Source organism: Verrucosispora sp. TAA-831 (assembly GCF_050780145.1).
Classification (GTDB): domain Bacteria; phylum Actinomycetota; class Actinomycetes; order Mycobacteriales; family Micromonosporaceae; genus Micromonospora.
The window spans coordinates 6,784,988-6,807,055 of record NZ_CP192240.1 but is presented as its reverse complement, the minus strand read 5'-3'; the positions used below and the strand labels follow the sequence as shown (position 1 = coordinate 6,807,055).

Sequence of the window (22,068 nt, the reverse complement as noted above, 5' to 3'; positions counted from 1 at the left end):
GCGCTGGGAGGCGTGGCATGAAGAACCGTCCTCGGGGCGGTCTGGGGCGGGGCCTAGGGGCACTCATCCCGACCGGGCCGGCACAGGAGCCGGATGGTGCCGCTGCCGGCGCCGTGACGAACGGGGCCGTCGGTGCGCCCGAGGTGGCCGCGCCGCCCGCACCGGAAGCGCAGCTCCCCGCGGTCAGCCTTGAGCCGGTCCTCAGCCCGGTGCCCGGTGCCCGGTTCGCCGAGATCTCGGTCGACTCGATCGTGCCCAACCCGAAGCAACCTCGGCAGGTCTTCGACGAGGAGGCGCTGGAGGAGCTGAAGACCTCGATCCAGGAGGTGGGCTTCCTTCAGCCGATCGTGGTCCGGCAGCTCGACGACGAGAAGTTCGAACTCGTCATGGGCGAGCGGCGGTGGCGGGCCGCCCAGGCAGTCGGCCGGGAGAGTATCCCGGCGATCGTTCGCGACACCCGCGACGACGCGATGCTGCGGGACGCCCTGCTGGAGAACATCCACCGGGCCAACCTCAACCCGCTTGAAGAGGCCGCCGCCTACCAGCAGCTCCTGGAGGAGTTCGGGGCCACCCACGAGGAGCTTGCCCGCCGTATCGGGCGCAGCCGCCCGCAGATCTCGAACACCATCCGCCTGCTCAATCTCCCGGCCCAGGTACAGCGGCGAGTGGCTGCCGGAGTGCTCTCTGCCGGTCACGCTCGGGCGCTGCTCAGCCTGGAGGACGCGGAGACCCAGGAACAGCTCGCGCTCCGGATCGTGGCCGAGGGACTGTCGGTCCGCGCCACCGAAGAGATCGTGGCGCTGTCGCTCAGCGACGGCCCGAGTACGAAGGAGTCGGCCAAGCGTCGACCGAAGCCGGTCGCCCCGGCCCTGAACGACCTCGCCGATCGACTCTCCGATCGGTTCGACACCCGAGTGAAGGTCGACATCGGTCGGAGCAAAGGCAAGATCACGATCGAGTTCGCGACGGTCGACGATCTGGAGCGGATTGTCGGCATCATCGGAGTCGAGTCCGAGGAAGCACAGGACTGAGCCACCCTCGTCCCACCGACGGCCGCGTCCCGAATGGGCGCGGCCGTTCTCGTCGCGCCCCCAGGACCCCAGCCCGTCTGGGCAACAGTTCCTACGGCCTTCTGGCGACGGTGAGACCGCCTCTCTGGTCCCTGGCGAAGCTTCGACGGATCGGACGGCTACGAGCCCGCTCAGCGGCCGGCAGAAGGGAAGCCGAGGGACTGGCGGGAGGTGGGTCCGTCGCAGGGCGGCCGAAAGGCGCGAAGTCGAGGGCTGGCGAGGGCCCGAGACGAAGACGCCCCGGCGTGAGGGACGACGGCCAAGGAGACAGGTCATGACCGGTAGGAGGGGACGGTTCAGAGGAAGGGGCAGGGCAAAAGGGTCGAGGAGGGCGGCAGCCAGCACGGAAAGAGCAAGAGCGCAGAGACTGAGAAGGAAAGGTACGGGCGACGGAGGTCTGCGCCTCGTCCTGGTTCTCGCGCCGCCGTGGGCGTTGCGGCTGTGGGCGGGAGATCCCCGCCCCTGCGCGGGCCGATCCTTTGGAAGCGGTGGCCGCGCGGCGTGGTCGAGTATCTGCCCGGCCGACTCCACCAGACCGGTCACGTGTGCACGGAAGCCACGAGCCCTGGCGGCGGAGAGACATCGAGCCCTGGACGATCGCCGCCGGATGAGGCCGACGTGCCGGTTGAACGTCGCCGTTCCTTCAACACGGGTGGCGATCGGGCCGGCGAGGTTGAGGCGAGGTCCCGCTTGAGCGGCTCGTTTCACGTGAAACGAGCCGCCGCTGCGATCCGCATCCATCGCATCCGTGCCCGATCCCGCTCGGGCACGGAGCGCACGCGAGGGCGCAGCAGACCTATCCGTCGCCCGGTACCACAGCGCCCCGAGAGGGCCGTCCGTCCGCCCGTCTGAACAGGCATCCAGTGAGCAGGCGCGGCACCGTCGAACCAGCGTTCTTCGGTAGGCGCAGAACGCGCGCGCTCCAATGCCTGCTCGCCGCTGAGTGCGCGAGGTCAGTGCGCGAAGCGGAGAGGTGCGGGAGATGCGGAGGTCGGTGGTGCGCGAAGTCGACCACAGAACGCGAGCCGGAGGGCGAGTCATCCGGTCGGCCGGACTTCGGCGAGGCATCCCGAGATCCGATGAGGGTCGGCGTCGCCCGCCCGGCAGCCGTCCCATCGCGGAGATCCGTAAGAGGCGGGCGTACGACGGACTCGACAGTCACGAGAACCGCTGACGCGACGCCCCGGCAGTGTCGCCCCTGGACGCCGGACTCGACCGCGCCAGCCCCAGGAAGGCACCGTTTCACGTGAAACGAGTGGCGGCGGTAGTGGTCGCGGGTGGTCCAGAAGTTATCCACACCGGTTGTCCACAGGCTCGCGCCGTTTCACGTGAAACGAAGGCCGAAAACCCTTGTCGAACTGGGGATCGCGACGACCGTACGTAGACGTGCAAGCCTGTGGATAACTCTGGGGAAAGCGGGAGAGTGCTGCTGTCCCGCGATCCGAGCCGCAGTGGAATCGAACATGCTTCGGGTAGGGACACTGGTGCCGTACTCGGTTAGGGTCAGCCTCGTGCACGACACCCCTCCCTCAGTCCCGGACTTCACCCAGTGGCCGTCTTTCCCCTTCGAAGGTGACCTGCAAGTCAAGCGACTCGACGAACCGGTCGCGGTGGAGCCGCCCCGCAAGGGCGAGGCGCACCGCGAATGCACTGCATGTCAGGCTCCCGACGAGGCGTACATCTGGGTGGGTGAGCGGTGGCGCGTACGGGCCATGGACCGCCCCACCGGCCTGCCGATGGTCCTCATCCTGGAGTCCCGGTCGCACCTCGATCTCGGCGACCTGCCCAACCTGCTCGCGGCCGAGCTGGGGGTGATGACGGTACGGCTGGAGCGCGCCATCCGCTCGCTCGACGGGGTGGCCCGGGTACACGTCAACCGCTGGGGCGACGGGTCGGCGCACCTGCACCTCTGGTTCCTGGCCCGACCGTACGGGCGACTCCAACTGCGCGGGACGTTCCTCTCCCTCTGGGATTCGATCCTGCCGCCCATCTCCGAGGACAAGTGGCGGGAGAACCTGGCCCTGGTCGCCGCCTGGCTCGCGGAGTTCGGCGGTCGGCCGTTGGCCGAGCCACCTCGGATCCAGTGGCAGGCGCCGTCAAGCCTCGCTGCGCAGGCGGCACCCGCGCAGGAGAGTCAGCCGAGTGAGGGCGGGTCACTGCTGGACGCCATCGGCGAGGCGGCCGAACCGCCGGACGTACCCCTGGTCGACGACCTCGCCGCCCGGCCGAGCGCGCCCGGCACGATGCTCCCCGAGCGGGCCGCCGAGGAAGCGGGCGCCGAGGAAGCGGGCGACGAGGAAGCGGGCGACGAGGAAGCGGGCGACGAGGAAGCGGGCGACGAGGAAGCGGGCGACGAAGCTACGGACGGGCCGGTGTCGGACGTCGAGGAGGCGCACGCCGGGGACGAGGACGCCGCACCGACGGCTGAGGTCGACGGTCTGTCCGTGGACCGCCCCGGGGAGGCCGATGAGACGGCCGGGGCGACGGGCACTGCGGAACCGACCGCACCGGACTCCGGCGGGGGGAGCACGCGCGTCACCCCGCAACAGCGTTCAGCGGGCGCCCACGGGGCGAACGGCTGATCGACAGGCCCGGAGTGGGTGAGGATCCGAACGGAGTCGTCAGGAGGCTCTCAGCGGGCGGCGGCTCGGCCGACCAGGTCGGCGATCACCTGACCGAAGTCCAGCCCGGCGGCCTGCACCGCGAGTGGCAGCAGCGACGTCTCGGTCATGCCTGGGGAGACGTTGACCTCCAGTACGTGCGGCTGCCCGGCCGGGTCGACGATCAGGTCGACGCGGCTGAGGTCCCGTAGACCGAGTGCGGTGTGGGCGGCCAGCGCCACCTCCGCCACCGCGTCGGCCACCGCCGCGTCCAGCCGGGCCGGCGTATGCCAGGTGGTCCGGCCGGCGGTGTAGCGGGCGGCGTAGTCGTAGACCCCGTTGCGGGGCACGATCTCGACCGGCGGCAGGGCCCGGGGGCCGTCGCCCAGGTCGATGACGGAGACGGCCACGTCCATGCCGGGCACGTACCGCTCGACGAGCGCAGTCGAGTCGTACGCGAAACAACCGACCATGGCGGCCGGGAGGGACGCGGCGTCCCGGACCACGGCGGCACCCAGTCCGGAACCACCCTGCGCGGGCTTCACCATCAGCGGCAGCCCGAGCCGGGCGACGATGCGGTCCAGCACGGCCACCGCGCCCAACTCGCTGAACCGGTCGTGTGGCAGCGCCACCCAGTCGGGGGTGGCGATCCCGGCCTCGCGCAGCACCGTCTTCGCCGACGGCTTGTCCCAGGCGAGACGGGAGGCGCGGGAGTCACACCCGACGTACGGCACGCCGCAGAGGTCGAGGACGCCACGCAGCGAGCCGTCCTCGCCGGTGGCGCCGTGCAGGGCGATCACCACGGCGTCCGGCGGGTCGGAGTCCAGCGCGGGCAGCAGGGCCACGTCCGCGTCCCGCAGCTCGGCCTCCATCCCGACGGAGCGCAGCGCGTCGAGCACCCGGCGGCCGGAACGCAAAGACACGTCCCGTTCGTACGACAGGCCACCGGCGAGCACGAGGACGCGGAGGTCGGTGGTGGCGGGACCGGACACGGCGGATTCTCTGGCAGCGGTGGCACCCATGCCGGGCATCATGCCAAGTCGGGACCCGGGGTGTCGGAGCCGGCCCGACCTCGCCGCGCGTCCGGCGCGCCGACCGCCCCGAAAACCCGCCGCATGGCGATGTCCTGCTCCATCACGCTGGCCAGCCGACGGACCCCCTCGCGGATCCGCTCCGGCGACGGGAACGAGAAGTTGAGCCGCATGTGGCCGTTGCCGGTGCCGTCGGCGTAGAAGCCGGTGCCGGGCACATAGGCCACCCGGGCGGCGATCGCCCGGGGCATCATCGCCTTCGAGTCCAGGCCCTCGGGCAGCGTCGCCCAGACGAAGAGACCGCCACCGGGGACGGTCCAGCTCGTCCCGGCCGGCATCAGGTCCGCCAGGGAGGCCAGCATCGCGTCCCGCCGCTCCCGGTAGACCTCCCGGTAGACCTTCAACTGCTCCCGCCACGGCATGGTGCTCAGGTAGGTGCTCACGGCGGCCTGGGCGTACGCGCTGGGGCAGAGGATCTGCGCCTCGCTGGCGATGACCAGCTTGTCGCGCACGGCGTGCGGGGCGAGGATCCAACCGACCCGCAGCCCCGGGGCGAACGTCTTGGAGAAGGTGCTGAGGTAGAAGACCCCGTCCCGGCGGCGAGCGCGCAGCGGTGCCGGCGCCTCGCTCTCGAAACCCAGTTGGCCGTACGGGTCGTCCTCGATCACGAGCAGGCCCGCACGCTCGCAGATGTCCAGGACCCGTTCCCGGCGTTCCTCGCTCAGCGTCACGCCGGCCGGGTTCTGGTAGGTGGGGATGGTGTAGAGGAACTTCACCCGCCGCCCGGCCCGGGCCTGCTCGGCGATGGCGATCTCCAACGCCTCGGGGATCAGGCCGTCGTCGTCCATGGGCACGTGCACGACCTGTGCCTGGGCGGCCTGGAACACTCCGAGTGCGCCGACGTAGGTCGGCCCCTCGGCGAGCACCACGTCACCCGGATCGAGGAAGAGCCGGGCCACCAGGTCGAGCGCCTGCTGGCCGCCGACCGTCACCACCACGTCCTCGGGCGAGGCGCCGCAGGCGGCGTCGATCCCGGAGAGGGCCATCACCTCGCAGATCCGCTCGCGCAGCTCCAGCGTGCCCTGGCCGATGCCGTACTGCAGGCTGGTGGTGCCGTGCTCGGCGGCGAGCCGGCCGAGCATCTCACCGACGGCGTCCAGCGGGAGCGCGGCGATGTACGGGGCACCGCCGGCGAGCGAGACCACCTCCGGGCGGCTGGCGACCGCGAACAGTGCGCGGATCTCCGAGGCGGTCATGCCCCGCACCCGGCGGGCGTACCGGTCGGTGTAGTCGTCGAGTGTCGTGCCGGTCATGACATCACCTCGATGCTGCTCGGACAGCTCCCGTCCGGGGATACCCAGGACACCGGCGACCATGGCGACACGGCGCGCCGAGTGTCGATGGTAGCCGCCGAACACCGCCACGAGCGCCCTCGATTACCGCGCGTCCACATGCCGGACCGGTGTCGACCGTGCCTGGGGTGGGCATTCGCGCGTCCCCTCCCGCGTCGCCGATCGGCGGCGTACGATCGCTCGTCGGGGGCAGGGATGCGGCGGAGCCGTCCGGGCCGGTCCCGAGTCTGAGCCTAGTGTGGGGAAGCGCCAATGTCGCGACGTCTGGTCAGTCTGACCCTGGACACGCTGGAGGACCTGCCCCGTCCGTGCCGGCAGTGCGTCTACTGGGAGCTTGATCCGGTTTCCGCCGATCGCGCCTGCGCCGCTGGTGACCCCGGACTGGAGAAGGAGGCGTGGGTCTCCCAGACCCTGCTGGAGTGGGGTTCCTGCGGCAAGCTGATCTACGTCGACGGCATGCCCGCCGGTTTCGTCATGTACGCCCCGCCCGCCTACGTGCCGCGCTCGATGGCCTTTCCGACGTCGCCGGTGTCGGCCGACGCGGCGCTGCTGACCACCGCCAACGTGGTGCCGGCCTTCGCCGGTGGCGGGTTGGGCCGGATGCTGGTGCAGGGGGTCGCCCGCGACCTGACCAAGCGGGGCATCAAGGCGATCGAGGCGTTCGGTGACGCCAAGTTCGGTGACGCCGCCGATCCCGCCGGGGCGTGCGTCGCACCCGCCGACTTCTTTCTCTCGGTGGGCTTCAAGACCGTCCGGCCGCACCCCCGCTACCCGCGTCTGCGGCTGGAGCTTCGGACGGCGTTGAGCTGGAAGTCGGACGTCGAGTACGCGCTGGAGAAGCTGCTCGGCTCGATGAGCCCGGAGTCGCTGCTGCGTCCGGTCCGGCCCGCCCCGGCCACCCGCTCCACCACGGCGGGCTGACGACCTGCACCGGGCGGTCAGTCGACCACGGTGCCCGCGGCGACCGCCGCCCGCAGTTCGCTCACGTCGATCGAGCCGGTCGGCACGTCCCGCTCGATCGGCAGGTACATCCGTTGCACCGCCGCCACGATCGCCTCGACCAGCCGGTCGCGGAACCGGGGGTCGATCAGCCGTGCCCGGTCGGCCGGTGAGGTGAGGTAGCAGACCTCGACGCGTACCGCCGGCATCCGGGTGATCCGCAGCAGGTCCCACGCCTTGGCGTGGGTACGGCAGTCCCGCAGCCCGGTACGCGCGACGATCTCCCGCTGGACCAGCCCGGCCAGCCGCTCGCCGGTCGCCGACGTCACTCCGTTGTCGGTGCCGTAGTGGTACGTGGCGACGCCTTCGGCCTCCGGGTTGGCGTGCCCGTCGACGTGCAGCGAGATGAACACGTCCGCGCCGAGCGAGTTGGCCAGTTGCGCCCGGTCGATGTCGGGCAGACAGGTCTCCGAGGCCGGTCCCCGGGTGAGCTGCACCCGTACGCCCGACGCGGCGAGTCGCCCTTCGAGCCGACTGGCCAGGTCGTGCACCAGGTCCGCCTCGGTCCAGCGCAGCGGGCCGTCGGGCACCACCACGCCCGGGTCGGTGCCGCCGTGTCCCGGGTCGATGACCACGGTGCGACCGACCAGGGTCGGCCCGGACTGCCGGATAGCGTCGGACTCGCGGAGCCACTGCGGGCGACCGCCGACCACCTTACGGCCGAGCCGGCGTAGCGCGTCCATGGTCTGCGGGCCGCAGGTGCCGTCCGGTGCCAGCCCCACCTCGCGCTGGAACTGGGCCACCGCCCGTGAGGTGCGGATGCCGTAGATGGCGTCGGCGCGGCCGGTGTCGTACCCCATCTCCAGCAGGCGTTCCTGCAACGACCGGACGTCTTCGCCGGTGAGCGGCACCGGGACGGCGTGGTAGAGGGTGCGGGCGCCGAGCCGCCAGCGGGCCGCGTCGAGCGCCCGCCAGGTCTCGGCACCGACCCGGCCGTCGACGCTGAGCCCCCGGGACTGCTGGAACGCCCGTACGGCCCGCTCGGTGGCGGGGTCGAACTCGTCGCTGAACGGACCGGTCGCCTTGGAGAGCAGGTCGAGGCTGGTCAGCACCGCTCGGATCTCGATCACTGCGGGTCCCCGGTCACCGGGACGGATCGGACGCACGTTCGGCCCCCTCTGCACGATCGGTGGCTTACCGGGCCCTGCGTCGGCACGCGTGGCAGTGCGACGGGACCCAGGTGCTCACCGGCGTCCGGCGGCCCCGTAGTTCGAGGTTAGGCGCTGGGCGTTCGGCGCGGGTGCGGGCGGGGAAAAACGCGTCGACCCCGCCCCCGGTGGTCCCGGGACGGGGTCGACGGTCACAGCGCTGAGGTCAGAGCGCCGATTCGATCAGCTTGACCAGCTCGCCCTTGGGCTTGGCGCCGGCGATCGACTGCACCGGCTCGCCGTTCTTGAAGACGGTGAGCGTCGGCACCGACATCACCCGGTAGGCGCGGGCGGTCTCCGGGTTCTCGTCGATGTTGAGCTTGACGATGCTGACCTGGTCGCCCATCTCGCCGGCGATCTCCTCCAGCAGTGGCGACACCTTGCGGCACGGCGCGCACCACTCGGCCCAGAAATCCACCAGGACCGGCTTGTCGGACTTGAGTACGTCTGCGGCGAAACTAGCGTCGGTAACCGACTTGGTTGCTCCCACTGTGTGACCCCTCCTCCGGGATGTCTCTCGTTCAGCCCTTGGGCAGCGTGGCGATGAAGCGTTCCGCGTCGAGTGCGGCGGCGCAACCGGTGCCGGCCGCGGTGATGGCCTGCCGGTACGTGTGGTCGACCAGGTCACCGGCGGCGAAGACGCCCGGGATGCTGGTCCGGGTGCTGGGGGCCTGGACCTTGACGTAACCCTCGTCGTCCATGTCCACCTGGCCCCGGAACAGTTCGCTGCGCGGGTCGTGCCCGATCGCCACGAAGACGCCGGTCACGTCGAGAACCTTGGCCTCGCCGGTGTGCACGTTGCGTACCCGTACCCCGGTGACCTTGCCGTCCGCGCCGAGGACCTCCTCGACCACGGTGTTCCACTCGACTTTGATCTTGTCGTTGCCCAGCGCCCGCTCCGCCATGATCTTGCTGGCCCGGAACGAGTCGCGCCGGTGGATGATGGTCACCGACTCGGCGAAGCGGGTCAGGAAGCTGGCCTCCTCCATCGCCGAGTCACCACCGCCGACCACCACGATGTGCTGGTTGCGGAAGAAGAAGCCGTCGCAGGTGGCACAGGACGAGACGCCGTGGCCCAGGTACTCCTGCTCACCCGGTACGCCGAGCGGTCGCCAGGCGGAACCGGTGGCGAGGATGACGGCCGAGGCGCGGTAGGCGCTCTCACCGACCCAGACGGTGCTCACCGCGCCCGGGTGGCCGGTGTCGGCCAACTCGACCCGGGTGACGTCGTCGGTCAGGAACTCGGCCCCGAACCGCTCGGCCTGCTTGCGCATGTTGTCCATCAGCTCGGGACCGAGGATGCCGTCCGCGAAGCCGGGGAAGTTCTCCACCTCGGTGGTGGTCATCAACGCGCCGCCGGACTGTACGCCCTCGATGACCAGCGGGTTGAGGTTCGCCCGCGCCGCGTAGACCGCAGCGGTGTATCCCGCCGGCCCGGAGCCGATGATGATCAGGTTGCGGACCTCGTCCACTGCCATCTCCCAATCGTGTTGAGCGTCGCCACCGGCGTCGTCCGCCGATGCCGAACCGAGTGCCGACGCGGCGGCATTCTGACCTGCAGAACGTCATCGTACGAAGCGGAGATTCCCGAGCCGGTCATCCGGTGGGTCACGTCACTTGGTCGGCCAAACGTCCGGTGGCCGCGATTCACCCTACCCGCGATCGATAGCGGGTGTCCGAGGCGGATCCGGGGATTCCGCACTCGGGCCCGCTGACCCACGCCCACTGCTCGCCGGAGGCGTCGGTGAAACGCACCACCAGTGCCGGGAGCCCGCCGAAGCGGGCGTAGTCGACGACGTCGAAGACCAGCGGCTGGTCGCCGTGCTCGACACCGATCTCGGCCAGGCAGGCGCTCAACGCCGCCTGGTCGCCGAGCCGGCTGAGTTCACCGGGCACGGCGAGCCGGTTGTCACCCTCCGTGCTGTCCGTGGGACCTCCACCGAACCCGGGGCCCTTCATCACCGTCGGCCCGGCGAGGCTCTCCGGCGTGTAGTCGGACCCGGTGCGCAACGGCGGACTGGCGATCCGGAACGGGGTGGGGGCCGACGCGGCGGCGCGGTCCGGCGACGCGGCCTCGGGCGCCTGCCCGGCCGGGTCCTCCGGATAGGCATGGGGCATGACCGGACTGGTGCCCCGATCGCTCAGGGCCGTCCCCGCCGTCGAGTCTCCGGCCTGCTGCGGCCGGGACAGTTGCAGGGCGCCGAGGCCGACCACCGCCGCGGCGGCCAACGCGACCGGTCCGGCCAGCCGGGCCCAGCGGCGCCGACGCCGACCCGGGTGGCTCGGGGTGGCGCGCTCCTGGCCCGGCCGTGGGCTGCCGCCGGGCCGCCGGGTGCCGCCGAGCGGCTGGGCCGGCACCGGCGAGGGCTTCGTCGCGGCATGGTCGCCATCCGTGGTCGCCGCGTCGTCGGTGTCGAGGTCCTCCTCGGGTACGCCGACCGAGGGCACGGCCGTCGGGAGGTCGGCGTCGCGCAACGCGGCGAGGATCCGGTCGCTGACCGCTGGCGGCATCTCGACCGGCGGCGTGCCCCAGTCGACCAACTCGTCCTGTACCTCGTCCATCGACGGGGCGAGTCGGGCGTGCGCCTGCGCCCACTCCGGGTCCTGCTCCACGAGGCGGGCGACCTCGGCCTGCTGCGGGGTGCCGTCCAGCGCGCCACCGAGGTAATCGGCGAGCAGGTCGAGGTCGACCCCGCTGAACTCCCCGGTACTCACGATTCCTCCTGGATGGCATCCGGGCGATGACTTCCCGACCTCGATCGGACGCCGTGTGGGGCTCCGGGGTTCCCCCGGGTGATCCGCGGCACCTCAGCGGCACCGGCGGGTGCCGGTTCGCTGCCGGTGCGCAGGTGTCCGAGCAGGAGCGCCAACCGGGCGCGACCTCGGGCGCACCGACTCTTCACGGTGCCCTCGGCGACGCCGAGGATCCGCGCGACCTCGGCGACCGGGTAGCCCTGCACGTCCACCAGGACCAGGGCGGCCCGCTGTTCGGTCGGCAGAGTGGCCAGCGCCTCCCGGACCACCATCGCGGTGTCGTGATCGCGTACGGGCGCGGTCGGTTCGGTGCCACCGGTGCCGCCACCGGCCTCGGCGTCGTGTGTACCGTCCGGCAGCGGCACCGTGGGATGGGCCTGCCGACGGCGGATGCGGTCGAGGCAGGCGTTCACCACGATCCGGTGCAACCAGGTGGTGACGGCGGCGTCGCCCCGGAACCGCGCGGCGGCACGGTGGGCCGACAGCATCGCGTCCTGGAGCGCGTCGGCGGCCTCCTCGCGGTCACCGAGGGTACGCAGGGCGACCGCCCAGAGCCGGTCCCGGTGCCGCAGGAACAGCGTGGCGAACGCGTCCCGGTCACCGTCGACGTGCGCGCGGAGCAGGTCGATGTCGCTGACCGCCCCGTCCGGCGGTACGCCGGCAGCGTCCCGGCCGCGTACCTCCATCACCGGGTCCGCTGGGTGTGCCGCTCCGGTGGAGACCAGATCATGACCCCTGGACCGTGATCTCCTGGACGCCGAGCTTGAAGCCACCGTTGTTCGACGGCAACTCGGTGATCCAGAACATGAGGTAGCGGTACTTCTGGTCGGCGTCGAAGCCGTTGAAGGTCATCGTGGTGCCGTCGTGCTCCTCGAAGGGCTGCCCGATCGCGCCGTTCTTGAACGCGTCCACGATCTGGCGGTCACCGGCGCTGTTCGAGGGGGCTTCTACGGTGCCGGTGAGCAGCGACGCGGAGGCCCCGGTGCTGGAGAGGTGGACCTGCACCGACTTGACCGTCCGCTCGGCGCCGAGGTCGACCCAGACCCCCATGCCTTCCTTGAGGTTGCCGAAGTTGCTCCGGTTGTACGTCTCCGTGGACCAGCCCTCGTCCCGGTCACCGTCGAAGACCTTCTCGGCGTCGCGGACCTCACTGCGGTCGCCGCTGTCCGGATCGATGATCCGGGCGGCGCTGATCTGGAGGTTCCGTACGGCGGGGGGCGGGGGCGGATCCTCGCTCACCGGGGCGCTGGACGTGGGCGCGGCGACCGGGTCGGTCTGCGGGCTGTCGTCGTCGCCACCGAGGGCGCTGATTCCGACGAGCAGGCCGACCAGGGCCACCACCAGAACACCGGCGATACCCAGGGCCACCTTCCGCCCGCCTGCGGCTGCCAGCGGCGAGGGCTCGTCACCGGACTCGGCGGCGAAGCGCAGCGGACCGCTGTTGTCGAGGTAGTCGTCGTCGGCGGGTACGTCGAGTCGGGCCAACTCGGCGGCGAGCACGTCGGACGAGGGCGGGGCGATCCCGCCGTCGAGCAGGTCCGTGGTGAGGTCGTCGAGGTAGGCCGGCACTCCGGCCCGGACCTGACGGGGAGCCGCCACCACGCCGTTGGCGTCGCGTACCGCGTCCGGGATGGCCGCCCGACCGTGCCCGGCGGTGGCGCCCCGCAGCGGCGCCTCGGTGTGCGGCCAGTAGCCGGTCAGCGCGTAGTAGAGGACACCGCCGACCGCTCGGACGTCGCTCTCCTGGCTGTCGTCGCCGTCGGTCCGCGCGTCGGCCAGCACCACCCGGCCGTCGTCGCTGATCATCACCGTGCCGGGGTGCACGTTGCCGTGCACCATGCCGGTGGCGTGCACGGAGGCCAGCGCGCTGGCGACCGCACTGCCGACGGCGGTGGCCCGGGCACCGTCCAGCGGCCCGTCCGCGACCAGTTCCCGCAGGGAACGCCCGTCGACCCACTCGCGTACGACGTAGGCCCGGTCGGCCTCGTCGATGGCGTCGTAGACACCGACCAGATTGGGGTGAACGACCCGGCTCGCGGCGACCGCGGCCTGGAGCATCTCGGTGGCGGAGTCGCCGCCCGGGTAGCGCATCACGACCGCGACGGGTCGGCGGAGCACGACGTCGACCCCGCGCCAGACCAACCGGCCCGCGCTGTCGTTGTTGATGTGCTCGACCAGTTCGTACCGCTCGGCGAGGATCTCACCGACCGCCGGAGCACCGAAGGTCATGACCGGCGGAGTGGTCTCGTCCGCGTCCTGACCCTCGCCGACCTGGGTCACCCGTCCTCCCTCGGTGATCGTGTCGATCGATGGACCCGCGCTGCTGGGCATCTGACTTCCCGCTCCGCATTCGTGTGGCACCGGACGGACCGGTCCCGCGATGTGACGCGCGCCGTTCCTGCCGTACCCGTCGAGAGCGACCTTACCTGGGTTGGCCCGCTCCCCGACATGTCATCTTCCCGCCGTCGCCGGCCGGGGAGTTCGCAGTCAGGCGGACTCGTCCCGTTGCGACCGATGTCAGCCACGTTGCCGGTACATGTAGTTGCCAATCTAGAGGTCGTCCACAATCGGCTGCCGCAGGGGCGGTACCGAGAGCGACGGCGGGTACGACGTCAGCGGGTTCCCGTCGAACGGCTGACCATACTCGGCCTTCCGGTTGGTTATCCACAGGCCGATCCGGCAGTTGAGCGGCGACTCGCGGAGTTATCCACAGGTACATCCCCAGCCTGGTGATCCTCGGTCACGCTCAGTGCACCGGTGCCCGACGTCGGTGATCAACGCCCGAGACGGCTGCGGACCATGCCGATCACCTCGGTGATCTCGGAGATCCGCAGGACCGTGGCCAGCCCGAGATAGGTACCGCCGATCACCGCGCCACCCACCACGAGCTGCACGATCGCCTCCAGGCGAGTCGGCGTGTCGCCCCCGGGCAGCAGAGCGACCACCAGCAGACCGACCAGTGCCGAACCGAGCGCGGCGACGGCGACGCGGCCGAGGGTCCGCAGGATCGCACCCAGCCCGATCCGCCCCACTCGGGGCCGCAGCAGCCAGGCGGAGATGATGGCGGCGGCCAGGTAGGAGACCGTATTGCCGATCATCATCCCGGCGCCCGCGAAGCTCGCCGAGAAGGCCAGGAACAGCGCGATCTGCACGCCGATCCGTAGCGCGACCACCGGAATGTTGATCAGCGCCGGGGTGCGGGTGTCCGGCAGTGCGTAGAAGGCGAAGGTGAAGAGCTGGCTGATCGCGAACGGCACCAGCGCCAGCGCGGCGGCGAGCAGCACCAGCGACGTCGCACTGGCGTTGTCCTCGTCGAACGCGCCCCACCGGAACAGCGTGAACGCGATCGGGGTGGCGAGCACGGCGTAGCAGACCGCGATCGGCGCGAGCACGGCCGACACGGTGCGGGTGCCCCGGGACAGGTCGGCGGCGAGGTCGGCGTACCGGCCGTCGGCCGCGGCGGCGCTCATCCGGGGCATCAACGCCGTGATGATCGATACGGCGATGATGCCGTGCGCGGTCATCAACAGCAGAAACACGTTGTTGTAGATCAACGGACCGGCGGAGTTTTCCTTGCCGGCGCGGTTCAACAGGTTGAACAGCACGATCAGGCCGATCTGGCTGACCGCCACGTAGCAGATCATCCATGCGCCGAGTCGGCCCAGCTCGGCCAGCCCGAGCTTGCGGAAGTCGAACCGCAGCTTCCACCTGAAGCCGACCTTGCGCAGCGCCGGCATCAGGCCGGCGACCTGGACGGCGACGCCGAGCAGGGTGCCGCCACCGATCAGCAGGATCCGCCCGGTGGTCATGTCCTCCGGGCCGACGATCTCGGCACCGAAGATCCCGATATAGAGGCCGGCGGTGCCGATCACCACCAGGTTGTTGAGGATCGGCGCCCACATCGGCGCGGCGAAGTGGCCCCTGGTGTTGAGCACGGCACTGATCAGTGCGCTCAGGCCGGAGAAGAAGATCATCGGCAGCATGAGCCGGGCCAGCATGGTGACCAGACCCGAGTAGCCGGGTGCGGACTCGCTGGCACCGTAGAGCCAGGTCAGCGGTGCGGCGAGGGCGACCGCGAGCAGGGCGGCGGCGCCGAGTGCCAGCAGCGCCAGGGTCAACAACCGCTGGGTGTACGCCTGTCCGCCGTCGCTGTCCGCCTTGCGTCGGCGAACCAGCACCGGGATCAGCACGCTGGTCAGGATGCCGCCGAGTAGGAACTCGTAGACCATTCCGGGCAGGATCTGCGCGGTGGTGTAGGCGTCGCCCACCAACGCCCCGCCGAGCGCCGCGCCGATGACCAGGTTGCGCAGGAAGCCCGTACCTCGGCTGACCAGGCTGCCGATCGCCATGACCGCGCTGTTGGTCGCGGCGCTGGCCTCGCCGACCTGCTCCTGGGGTGGCGCGACCGACTCGACGGCCGGCTGGTTCAGCGGGTCGGCGGAGATGAACGTGGCACCGTCGTCCGGCCGGCCGCCGGGCGCGCCGCCCTGCGCGGCGTTCGCGCTGCGGTAGAGCCCGCCGCTCATGCTGTGCCTCCCAGGGGTACGCCGGAGCCGTACCGGCCCGCACGCCACAGACCTTAGTCAACCCCGGCCTGTTACCCGCGCCCGGCGGAGGAGATGCCGATCTGGACCGATAGGCTGCTGGTCCGATGTCCGAAGCCGCCGCATCCCACACCACCGACCGCCGCGAACTCACCGCCGCGCAGCGCAACGCCGTCGCCGAACTCCTCCGAGTCTCCCCGGTCGCCGACGAGTTGGGTCGCCGGTTCGCCGCCGCCGGCCACGAACTGCACCTCGTGGGCGGTTCGGTACGTGACGCACTGCTCGGCCGACTCGGCGACGACCTCGACTTCTGCACCGACGCCCACCCGGACCAGACACTCGCGGTCGTACGCGGCTGGGCCGAGGCGATCTGGGAGACCGGCCGGGAGTTCGGCACCATCGGCTGCCAGCGCGACGGCCTGCGGCTGGAGATCACCACCTTCCGTGCCGAGTCCTACGACCAGGTCACCCGTAATCCGACGGTCCAGTACGGCAGCAGCCTGATCGAGGATCTGCGGCGGCGTGACTTCACCGTCAACGCGATGGCGGTGAGCCTGCCCGAGCACCGGTTCACCGACCCGTACGGCGGGCTGGCCGACCTGGCGGCGAAGGTGGTGCGTACCCCCGGCACGCCCGCCGAGTCCTTCGGCGACGATCCGCTGCGGATGCTGCGGGCCGCCCGTTTCGCCGCGCAGCTCCGTTTCGCGGTCCACCCGGACGTGCACGCGGCGATGAGCCGGATGGCGGCCGACCTGGACCGGATCACCGCCGAGCGGATCCGTGACGAGTTCACCAAGCTGCTCACCGGAGCCGATCCGATCACCGGGCTGCGGCTACTGGTGGACACCGGGCTGGCCGAGCGCTTCCTGCCGGAGCTGACCGGCCTGAAGCTGGAGATCGATGAGCACGCCCAGCACAAGGACGTCTACGAGCACACCCTCACGGTGGTCCGCAACGCGATCTCGTACGAGCAGGACGGGCCGGACTTCGTCCTGCGGATGGCCGCGTTGATGCACGACGTCGGCAAACCGGCCACCAAGTCGGTCGGTACGGACGGGCGGGTCAGCTTCCACCACCACGAGGTGGTGGGTGCCCGGCTGACCAAGGCGCGGATGAAGGCGCTGCGCTACCCGAAGGACGTCACCGCCAAGGTCACCGAGCTGGTCGCGTTGCACCTGCGGTTCTACGGCTACGGTCGGGGCGAGTGGACCGACTCGGCGGTACGGCGGTACGTGACCGACGCCGGTGACCTGCTGCCCCGTCTGCACAAGCTGACCCGGTCCGACTGCACCACCCGTAACCGCCGCAAGGCCGCCCAGCTCGCCGCCGACTACGACGCGCTGGAGGAGCGGATCGCCCGGATCGCGGCCGAGGAGGACCTGGCCCGGGTCCGGCCCGATCTCGACGGCAACGCGATCATGGAGTTGCTCGGCGTACCGCCGGGGCCGATCGTGGGCCGTGCCTGGAAGCACCTCAAGGACCTACGCCTGGAGCGCGGGCCCCTGGATCGCGACACCGCCGAGGCCGAGCTGCTGCGCTGGGCGCGCGAGGAGGGCATCGTCGGCTGACCGCCGACCGCCGTCGTCATGCCATCGCGGACACCGCGCCGACCCGACGTCCATCGTGGCTCGTTCCGTCGGGGCAGGACGCTACGACGAAACGCCGACGTTTCGACCGAAAGGTTGAGACGGGTCGTTGCGGCGGTCGTACATGATGTTGCTACGTCTCTTCAGCTCGCAGATTCACTGCCGAAGCGAGACGATCCACTGTCCGTCCGACCGGCCCACCGGCGCGGTCGACACAACGGGGAGATCATTTAGTGAAACGCCGTGGCGTACTGCGCCGCTCGGCGGCGGCCGGGCTCGCCCTCGCGACCGCCTCCTCCATCATCACCGTCGCCAGCGGCCAAGCCGCGCTGGCGACCACCCCTGACGAGCCCGCGCGGGCCGAGGTGCGCGGCACCGAGCGCTCCGACGTCGTGCCGGGTCGCTACATCGTCGTGCTGAAGGACCAACGGGCCACCTACACCTCGGTCCGGACCATCGCCGCCACGCTCACCCGGGCCAACGGCGGCAACGTCCGGCAGGTCTTCGGTACGGCGCTGAGCGGCTTCTCGGCCTCGATGAGCAAGCAGCAGGCCGAGAAGGTGGCGGCGAATCCGGCCGTCGCCTACGTGGAACCGGTCCGTCGGGTGTCGGCCAGTGGCACCCAGAGCAACCCACCGTCCTGGGGACTCGACCGGCTCGACCAGGCGTCCGCGAAGCTGAACAAGAGCTTCAAGTACCCGAACACGGGCAGCAGTGTCACCGCGTACATCGTGGACACCGGCATCAACACCAAGCACCAGGACTTCGGCGGCCGGGCCGTCATGGGGTACGACTACTTCGCCGAGCCGCCCGTGGACCCCGAGCCGGGTGATCCTACGCCGGAGCCGCCGCAGGAGGACTGCGACGGCCACGGCACGCACGTGGCCGGCACCGTCGGCGGCGCCAAGTACGGCGTTGCCAAGCAGGTCAAGCTCGTCGGCGTACGGGTGCTCGACTGTGAGGGTTGGGGCACCACCGACAGCGTGATCGCCGGCATCAACTGGGTCACCGAGAACGCACAGCAACCGGCCGTGGCCAACGTGAGCCTCGGTGGTGGCGTGTCGTCGGCGATCGACGCGGCCGTGCGAAAGTCCATCGACTCGGGCGTCACCTTCGCGATCGCGGCCGGTAACGAGTCACAGAACGCCTGCGACGTTTCCCCGGCCCGGGTGCCGGACGCCATCACGGTGGGCGCCACCGACCAAATCGACATGCGGGCGTGGTTCTCGAACTACGGCAAGTGCCTCGACGTGTTCGCCCCCGGCGTCAGCATCGTCTCGGCCCGGCACGACAACAACACCGGCAGCGTCGGGATGAGCGGCACCTCGATGGCCGCTCCGCACGTGGCCGGCGCGGCGGCCCTCCTGTTGCACAGCAACCCGACGTGGAAGCCGAAGCAGGTCCGCGACCGGATCGTCACCACCGGCATCGCCGGTGCGGTGTACGACCCGAAGGGTTCGATGGACCGGCTGCTCACCGTCGGCTCGGTCACCCAGGCCCGCAGCGGGTACGGATTGAAGGCCAGCTCCAACGGCAAGTTCGTCACCGCGGCCAGCACCAAGAAGGCGCTGGTCAACAACGGGTCGAGCATGGGCACCGCACAGCGGTACGACGTGGTCAACGCGGGCAGCGGGCTGGTCGCGTTGCGCTCCAAGAGCACTGGCCGGTACGTGGTCGCGCCGAGCAAGGGCACCAAGCCGCTGATCGCCAGCCACAAGACGATCGTCACGGCGGGCAAGTTCACGATCGTGCACCACACCGACGGGACGGTCAGCCTCAAGGCCAAGGCCAACGGCAAGTACGTCACCGCGGCGAAGTCCGGCAAGTCGTCGCTGAAGGCGAGCAAGACCAGCGTCGGCTCCTCGGAGAAGTTCACCTTCGACGCGCCGGCCCCGGTGGTCACCATCAAGGCCAAGGCGAGCAACAGGTACGTGGTCGCGGGCAGCAAGCCGCTGATCGCCACCAGCAAGTCGGTCACCAAGTCGACCAAGTACCAGATGGTCAACCGGGGCAACGGGTTCTTCTACCTCAAGGCCCTGGCCAACAACCGGTACGTGATCGCGGCGAGCAAGGGCAGCAAGCCGCTGATCGCCAACAGCAAGTCGACCGGCACGTACCAGACGTTCGACTTCCTGGACTACAACCCGGACGGCTCGGTCTACCTCGGCGCTCGGGACGGCCAGGCGGTCACCGCAGGCAAGGCCGGCAACAAGCAGTTGATCTCCAGCAAGAACATCAACTGGAACAGGGAGGACCTGGGGCTCGGCAACGGCGAGAAGTTCTTCTTCGCCATAGCCTGACCTCTCGTACCACCCCCGGCGCCCGCCGGAGCACCCCGACCGGGGGGACGCTCCGGCGGGCGCCGGCCGTTCGGCGTGTGTCGACCGGGCCGGGGTTGCCCCTCGATGCAGGATCGAGGGGCATCGCATGCCGTGGAGCACCACTCGATCCCGGATCGAGCGCGATCATGGTTGCGGTGGGCGGCTGGGGGACAATGGCGGGATGCGTTGGACCGTGCTGGATTCGCCGATCGGAGAGTTCTCGGTGGCCACCGAGGGCGACAGCGTGTGCGGAACGCACTTCGCGGCGGTGGCGGGCGGGTCGCGGGAACCCGTCGACGAGGCGTCCGAGCGTGCGGTGGCGGAGCTGCGGGCGTACTTCGCCGGGGAGCTGACCGGGTTCGGTGTGCCGGTGACGGTGCCGCGCGGCTCGGAGTTCGAGCGGGCGGTGTGGCGGGAGATGACCCTCATTCCGTACGGCGAGACGCTGACCTACGGTGAGGTGGCCCGGCGGCTGGGGGATCCCGGTGCCGCCCGCGCGGTCGGGGTGGCCTGCAACCGCAACCCGATCCCGGTCATCGTGCCGTGTCACCGGATCGTCGGGGCCGGCGGCAAGCTGGTCGGCTTCGGCGGCGGCCTGGACCGCAAGATCAAACTGCTGGAGCTGGAGGCCCGCGTAGCCCTGCAACGCGCCTGGTCCTGACGACCGACGCAATCGTGGCGCTGTAGGAAGTCGACACGCCGGGCCGAGAGCACCCACGGTGCCACGTCCGAGTGTCGCCTGGGGACGACGTGAAGGGCCGGGTCCTCATGGACCCGGCCCTTCACGGTGCTGCTGGTGGTCAGCGCGTCAGCGCTCGACCTCACCGGTGATGAAACCCTCGACGGCGGCGTGCGCCTCGTGGTCGGCGTACTGCACCGGCGGGGACTTCATGAAGTACGACGACGCCGACAGGATCGGGCCGCCGATCTTGCGGTCCAGGGCGATCTTCGCGGCCCGGACGGCGTCGATGATGACGCCGGCCGAGTTCGGCGAGTCCCACACCTCGAGCTTGAGCTCCGCGTTGAGCGGGGTGTCGCCGAACGAGCGACCCTCCAGGCGGATGTACGCCCACTTGCGGTCGTCGAGCCACGGCACGTGGTCCGACGGGCCGATGTGCACGTCGCTCTTGGCCATCTCGTGCGGCACCTGGGAGGTCACCGACTGGGTCTTCGAGATCTTCTTCGAGACCAGGCGGTTGCGCTCCAGCATGTTCATGAAGTCCATGTTGCCGCCGAAGTTGAGCTGGTACGTGCGCAGCAGCTCGACGCCCCGGTCCTCGAAGAGCTTCGCGAGGGCCCGGTGCACGATGGTGGCACCGACCTGGCTCTTGATGTCGTCACCGACGATCGGCAGGCCGGCGTCGGTGAACTTCTGCGCCCACTCCGGGTCCGAGGCGATGAAGACCGGCAGGGCGTTGACGAACCCGCAGCCCGCGTCGATGGCGGCCTGGGCGTAGAACTTGTCGGCCTGCTCCGAGCCCACTGGCAGGTAGGAGACGACCACGTCGACCTGCGCGTCGCGCAGCGCCTTGGCCACGTCGACCGGCTCGACGTCCGACTCCTTGATGATCTCGCGGTAGTACTGCCCGAGGCCGTCGAAGGTCGGGCCGCGCTGCACGGTGACGCCGGTCGGCGGCACGTCGCAGAGCTTGATGGTGTTGTTCTCGCTGGCGACGATCGCCTCCGCGAGGTCCATGCCCACCTTCTTGGCGTCGACATCGAACGCCGCGACGAACTGCACGTCAGAGACGTGGTAGTCGCCGAAGGTGACGTGCATGAGACCCGGGACGCGGTCGTTCGGGTCGGCGTTCCGGTAGTACTCGACGCCCTGCACGAGGGACGAGGCGCAGTTACCCACACCGACGATGGCGACGCGGACGGAGCCCATCGCGTGTGCCTCCTTCTTCTTGGTCACGGCCGCTCTGTCCTGGTCTCTCCAGGCGGAGGCGGGCTGTTGTCTTCTCGTCGGCCACCGGCCGTCCCGTCGTGCGGGACCGTCGGGGCACGGCCGGAGCGCTCGTTGGCGATGAGCTCCTCCAGCCACCGGACCTCACGCTCACAGGCCTCCAGGCCGTGGCGTTGCAGCTCCAGGGTGTACGCGTCGAGGCGCTCGGCCGCCCGGCCCAGCATGTCGCGAAGGCCCTCGCGACGTTCCTCGATCGTGCGGCGCCGACCTTCCAGGATTCGGAGTCGGGTCGCCCGGTCGGTTCGGGAGAAGAACGCGAAGTGCACACCGAAACCGGTGTCGCCGTAGGTCTCCGGCCCGGTTTGCGCGATGAGCTGGGCGAAGCGTTCTTTTCCTTCCGCGGTGATGGTGTAGACCACCCGACCTCGTCGGCTGGTCAGCGCGGGAACCTCCTCGGCGGTGGCGGGTGTCTCGGCGGCTTCGGCGATCCAACCCGCCGCCTGCAACCGGCGCAGCGTCGGGTAGAGCGAGCCGTAGCTGATCGCAGCACGGATCGCCCCGAGCTTGGCGGCGAGCTCCTTGCGGAGCTCGTAGCCGTGCATCGGGGCCTCCTGCAACAGGCCGAGGATGGCGAGTTCGAGCACGGCCACCCTTCCTTTACCCTGTGCGTGGAGCGCTAACCGCCGCGATGTATCGGGCCGATACATCGCACCGTAGCGTCTCACACCTCGGTGGGCAAACTCCTCGCTCCGGGGTC

At 70.5% G+C, this 22,068-nt stretch carries 17 protein-coding genes; 6 read left to right on the top strand and 11 right to left on the bottom strand.

Annotated features, from left to right (window positions below):
- Positions 1–17 precede the first annotated feature (17 nt).
- Positions 18–1,031, top strand: a complete 1,014-nt coding sequence (locus tag ACQVFL_RS30275) for a ParB/RepB/Spo0J family partition protein (protein ID WP_431728150.1) — start codon at positions 18–20, stop codon at positions 1,029–1,031.
- A 1,775-nt stretch (positions 1,032–2,806) separates the two neighbouring features.
- Complete coding sequence (locus ACQVFL_RS30270; RefSeq protein WP_431729914.1) at positions 2,807–3,652, top strand: hypothetical protein; 846 nt, start codon at positions 2,807–2,809, stop codon at positions 3,650–3,652.
- Positions 3,653–3,702: 50 nt separating this feature from the next.
- On the opposite strand, the gene ACQVFL_RS30265 is transcribed toward ACQVFL_RS30270, so the two are convergent.
- Together ACQVFL_RS30265 and ACQVFL_RS30260 are read right to left on the bottom strand one after the other, a co-directional pair.
- The gene (locus ACQVFL_RS30265; RefSeq protein WP_396696289.1) at positions 3,703–4,692 is read right to left on the bottom strand and encodes a D-alanine--D-alanine ligase; all 990 of its coding nucleotides are present in this window, start codon (positions 4,690–4,692) and stop codon (positions 3,703–3,705) included.
- Positions 4,693–4,700: 8 nt separating this feature from the next.
- Entirely contained in the window at positions 4,701–6,014 is a 1,314-nt protein-coding gene (locus ACQVFL_RS30260) for a PLP-dependent aminotransferase family protein (RefSeq protein ID WP_396696287.1), read from the bottom strand.
- 291 nt (positions 6,015–6,305) lie between these two features.
- Between ACQVFL_RS30260 and ACQVFL_RS30255 the strand changes: the two genes are divergently transcribed.
- On the top strand, positions 6,306–6,974 hold the full coding sequence (locus ACQVFL_RS30255; RefSeq protein WP_396696285.1) for a GNAT family N-acetyltransferase: 669 nt from the start codon (positions 6,306–6,308) through the stop codon (positions 6,972–6,974).
- Between the two features lie 17 nt (positions 6,975–6,991).
- Here ACQVFL_RS30255 and ACQVFL_RS30250 read toward each other — a convergent pair whose 3' ends face one another.
- From ACQVFL_RS30250 to murJ, 7 genes are all read right to left on the bottom strand, one after another.
- Complete coding sequence (locus ACQVFL_RS30250) at positions 6,992–8,158, bottom strand: N-acetylmuramoyl-L-alanine amidase (protein WP_396696283.1); 1,167 nt, start codon at positions 8,156–8,158, stop codon at positions 6,992–6,994.
- Between the two features lie 208 nt (positions 8,159–8,366).
- The gene (gene trxA, locus ACQVFL_RS30245) at positions 8,367–8,690 is read right to left on the bottom strand and encodes a thioredoxin (protein ID WP_117228228.1); all 324 of its coding nucleotides are present in this window, start codon (positions 8,688–8,690) and stop codon (positions 8,367–8,369) included.
- Positions 8,691–8,721: 31 nt separating this feature from the next.
- Entirely contained in the window at positions 8,722–9,672 is a 951-nt protein-coding gene (gene trxB / locus ACQVFL_RS30240; RefSeq protein ID WP_396696644.1) for a thioredoxin-disulfide reductase, read from the bottom strand.
- A 175-nt stretch (positions 9,673–9,847) separates the two neighbouring features.
- Complete coding sequence (locus tag ACQVFL_RS30235) at positions 9,848–10,915, bottom strand: hypothetical protein (RefSeq protein WP_396696279.1); 1,068 nt, start codon at positions 10,913–10,915, stop codon at positions 9,848–9,850.
- Positions 10,912–11,640, bottom strand: coding sequence for an RNA polymerase sigma factor SigM (gene sigM, locus ACQVFL_RS30230; RefSeq protein WP_396696277.1), 729 nt, complete (start codon positions 11,638–11,640; stop codon positions 10,912–10,914). Before sigM ends, ACQVFL_RS30235 begins: the two co-directional genes overlap by 4 nt.
- Positions 11,641–11,680: 40 nt before the next feature.
- A complete protein-coding gene (locus ACQVFL_RS30225) occupies positions 11,681–13,285 on the bottom strand; it encodes a protein kinase family protein (RefSeq protein ID WP_396696275.1) in 1,605 nt (534 codons plus the stop codon).
- A gap of 443 nt (positions 13,286–13,728) precedes the next feature.
- A complete protein-coding gene (murJ, locus tag ACQVFL_RS30220; RefSeq protein WP_396696273.1) occupies positions 13,729–15,480 on the bottom strand; it encodes a murein biosynthesis integral membrane protein MurJ in 1,752 nt (583 codons plus the stop codon).
- A 125-nt stretch (positions 15,481–15,605) separates the two neighbouring features.
- Between murJ and ACQVFL_RS30215 the strand changes: the two genes are divergently transcribed.
- The 3 genes from ACQVFL_RS30215 (at position 15,606) to ACQVFL_RS30205 (ending at position 20,066) form a co-directional block, all read left to right on the top strand.
- Positions 15,606–17,066, top strand: coding sequence for a CCA tRNA nucleotidyltransferase (locus ACQVFL_RS30215; RefSeq protein WP_396696271.1), 1,461 nt, complete (start codon positions 15,606–15,608; stop codon positions 17,064–17,066).
- 251 nt (positions 17,067–17,317) lie between these two features.
- Complete coding sequence (locus ACQVFL_RS30210; protein WP_431728149.1) at positions 17,318–19,384, top strand: S8 family serine peptidase; 2,067 nt, start codon at positions 17,318–17,320, stop codon at positions 19,382–19,384.
- 202 nt (positions 19,385–19,586) lie between these two features.
- Positions 19,587–20,066, top strand: a complete 480-nt coding sequence (locus ACQVFL_RS30205) for a methylated-DNA--[protein]-cysteine S-methyltransferase (protein WP_396697503.1) — start codon at positions 19,587–19,589, stop codon at positions 20,064–20,066.
- 147 nt (positions 20,067–20,213) lie between these two features.
- Here ACQVFL_RS30205 and ACQVFL_RS30200 read toward each other — a convergent pair whose 3' ends face one another.
- Both ACQVFL_RS30200 and ACQVFL_RS30195 read right to left on the bottom strand, forming a co-directional pair.
- A complete protein-coding gene (locus tag ACQVFL_RS30200; RefSeq protein ID WP_350698100.1) occupies positions 20,214–21,293 on the bottom strand; it encodes an inositol-3-phosphate synthase in 1,080 nt (359 codons plus the stop codon).
- A gap of 23 nt (positions 21,294–21,316) precedes the next feature.
- Entirely contained in the window at positions 21,317–21,955 is a 639-nt protein-coding gene (locus tag ACQVFL_RS30195) for a PadR family transcriptional regulator (RefSeq protein ID WP_396697501.1), read from the bottom strand.
- Between the last annotated feature and the right edge of the window lie 113 nt (positions 21,956–22,068).

Bases quoted from the DNA above. Each gene is read 5' to 3' on its own strand.
- ACQVFL_RS30275 (WP_431728150.1), top strand. From the start codon at position 18: ATGAAGAACCGTCCTCGGGGCGGTCTGGGGCGGGGCCTAGGGGCACTC.
- ACQVFL_RS30270 (WP_431729914.1), top strand. From the start codon at position 2,807: ATGGTCCTCATCCTGGAGTCCCGGTCGCACCTCGATCTCGGCGACCTG.
- ACQVFL_RS30265 (WP_396696289.1), bottom strand. From the start codon at position 4,692: ATGGGTGCCACCGCTGCCAGAGAATCCGCCGTGTCCGGTCCCGCCACC.
- ACQVFL_RS30260 (WP_396696287.1), bottom strand. From the start codon at position 6,014: ATGACCGGCACGACACTCGACGACTACACCGACCGGTACGCCCGCCGG.
- ACQVFL_RS30255 (WP_396696285.1), top strand. From the start codon at position 6,306: ATGTCGCGACGTCTGGTCAGTCTGACCCTGGACACGCTGGAGGACCTG.
- sigM (WP_396696277.1), bottom strand. From the start codon at position 11,640: ATGGAGGTACGCGGCCGGGACGCTGCCGGCGTACCGCCGGACGGGGCG.
- ACQVFL_RS30225 (WP_396696275.1), bottom strand. From the start codon at position 13,285: ATGCCCAGCAGCGCGGGTCCATCGATCGACACGATCACCGAGGGAGGA.
- murJ (WP_396696273.1), bottom strand. From the start codon at position 15,480: ATGAGCGGCGGGCTCTACCGCAGCGCGAACGCCGCGCAGGGCGGCGCG.
- ACQVFL_RS30215 (WP_396696271.1), top strand. From the start codon at position 15,606: ATGTCCGAAGCCGCCGCATCCCACACCACCGACCGCCGCGAACTCACC.
- ACQVFL_RS30205 (WP_396697503.1), top strand. From the start codon at position 19,587: ATGCGTTGGACCGTGCTGGATTCGCCGATCGGAGAGTTCTCGGTGGCC.
- ACQVFL_RS30200 (WP_350698100.1), bottom strand. From the start codon at position 21,293: ATGGGCTCCGTCCGCGTCGCCATCGTCGGTGTGGGTAACTGCGCCTCG.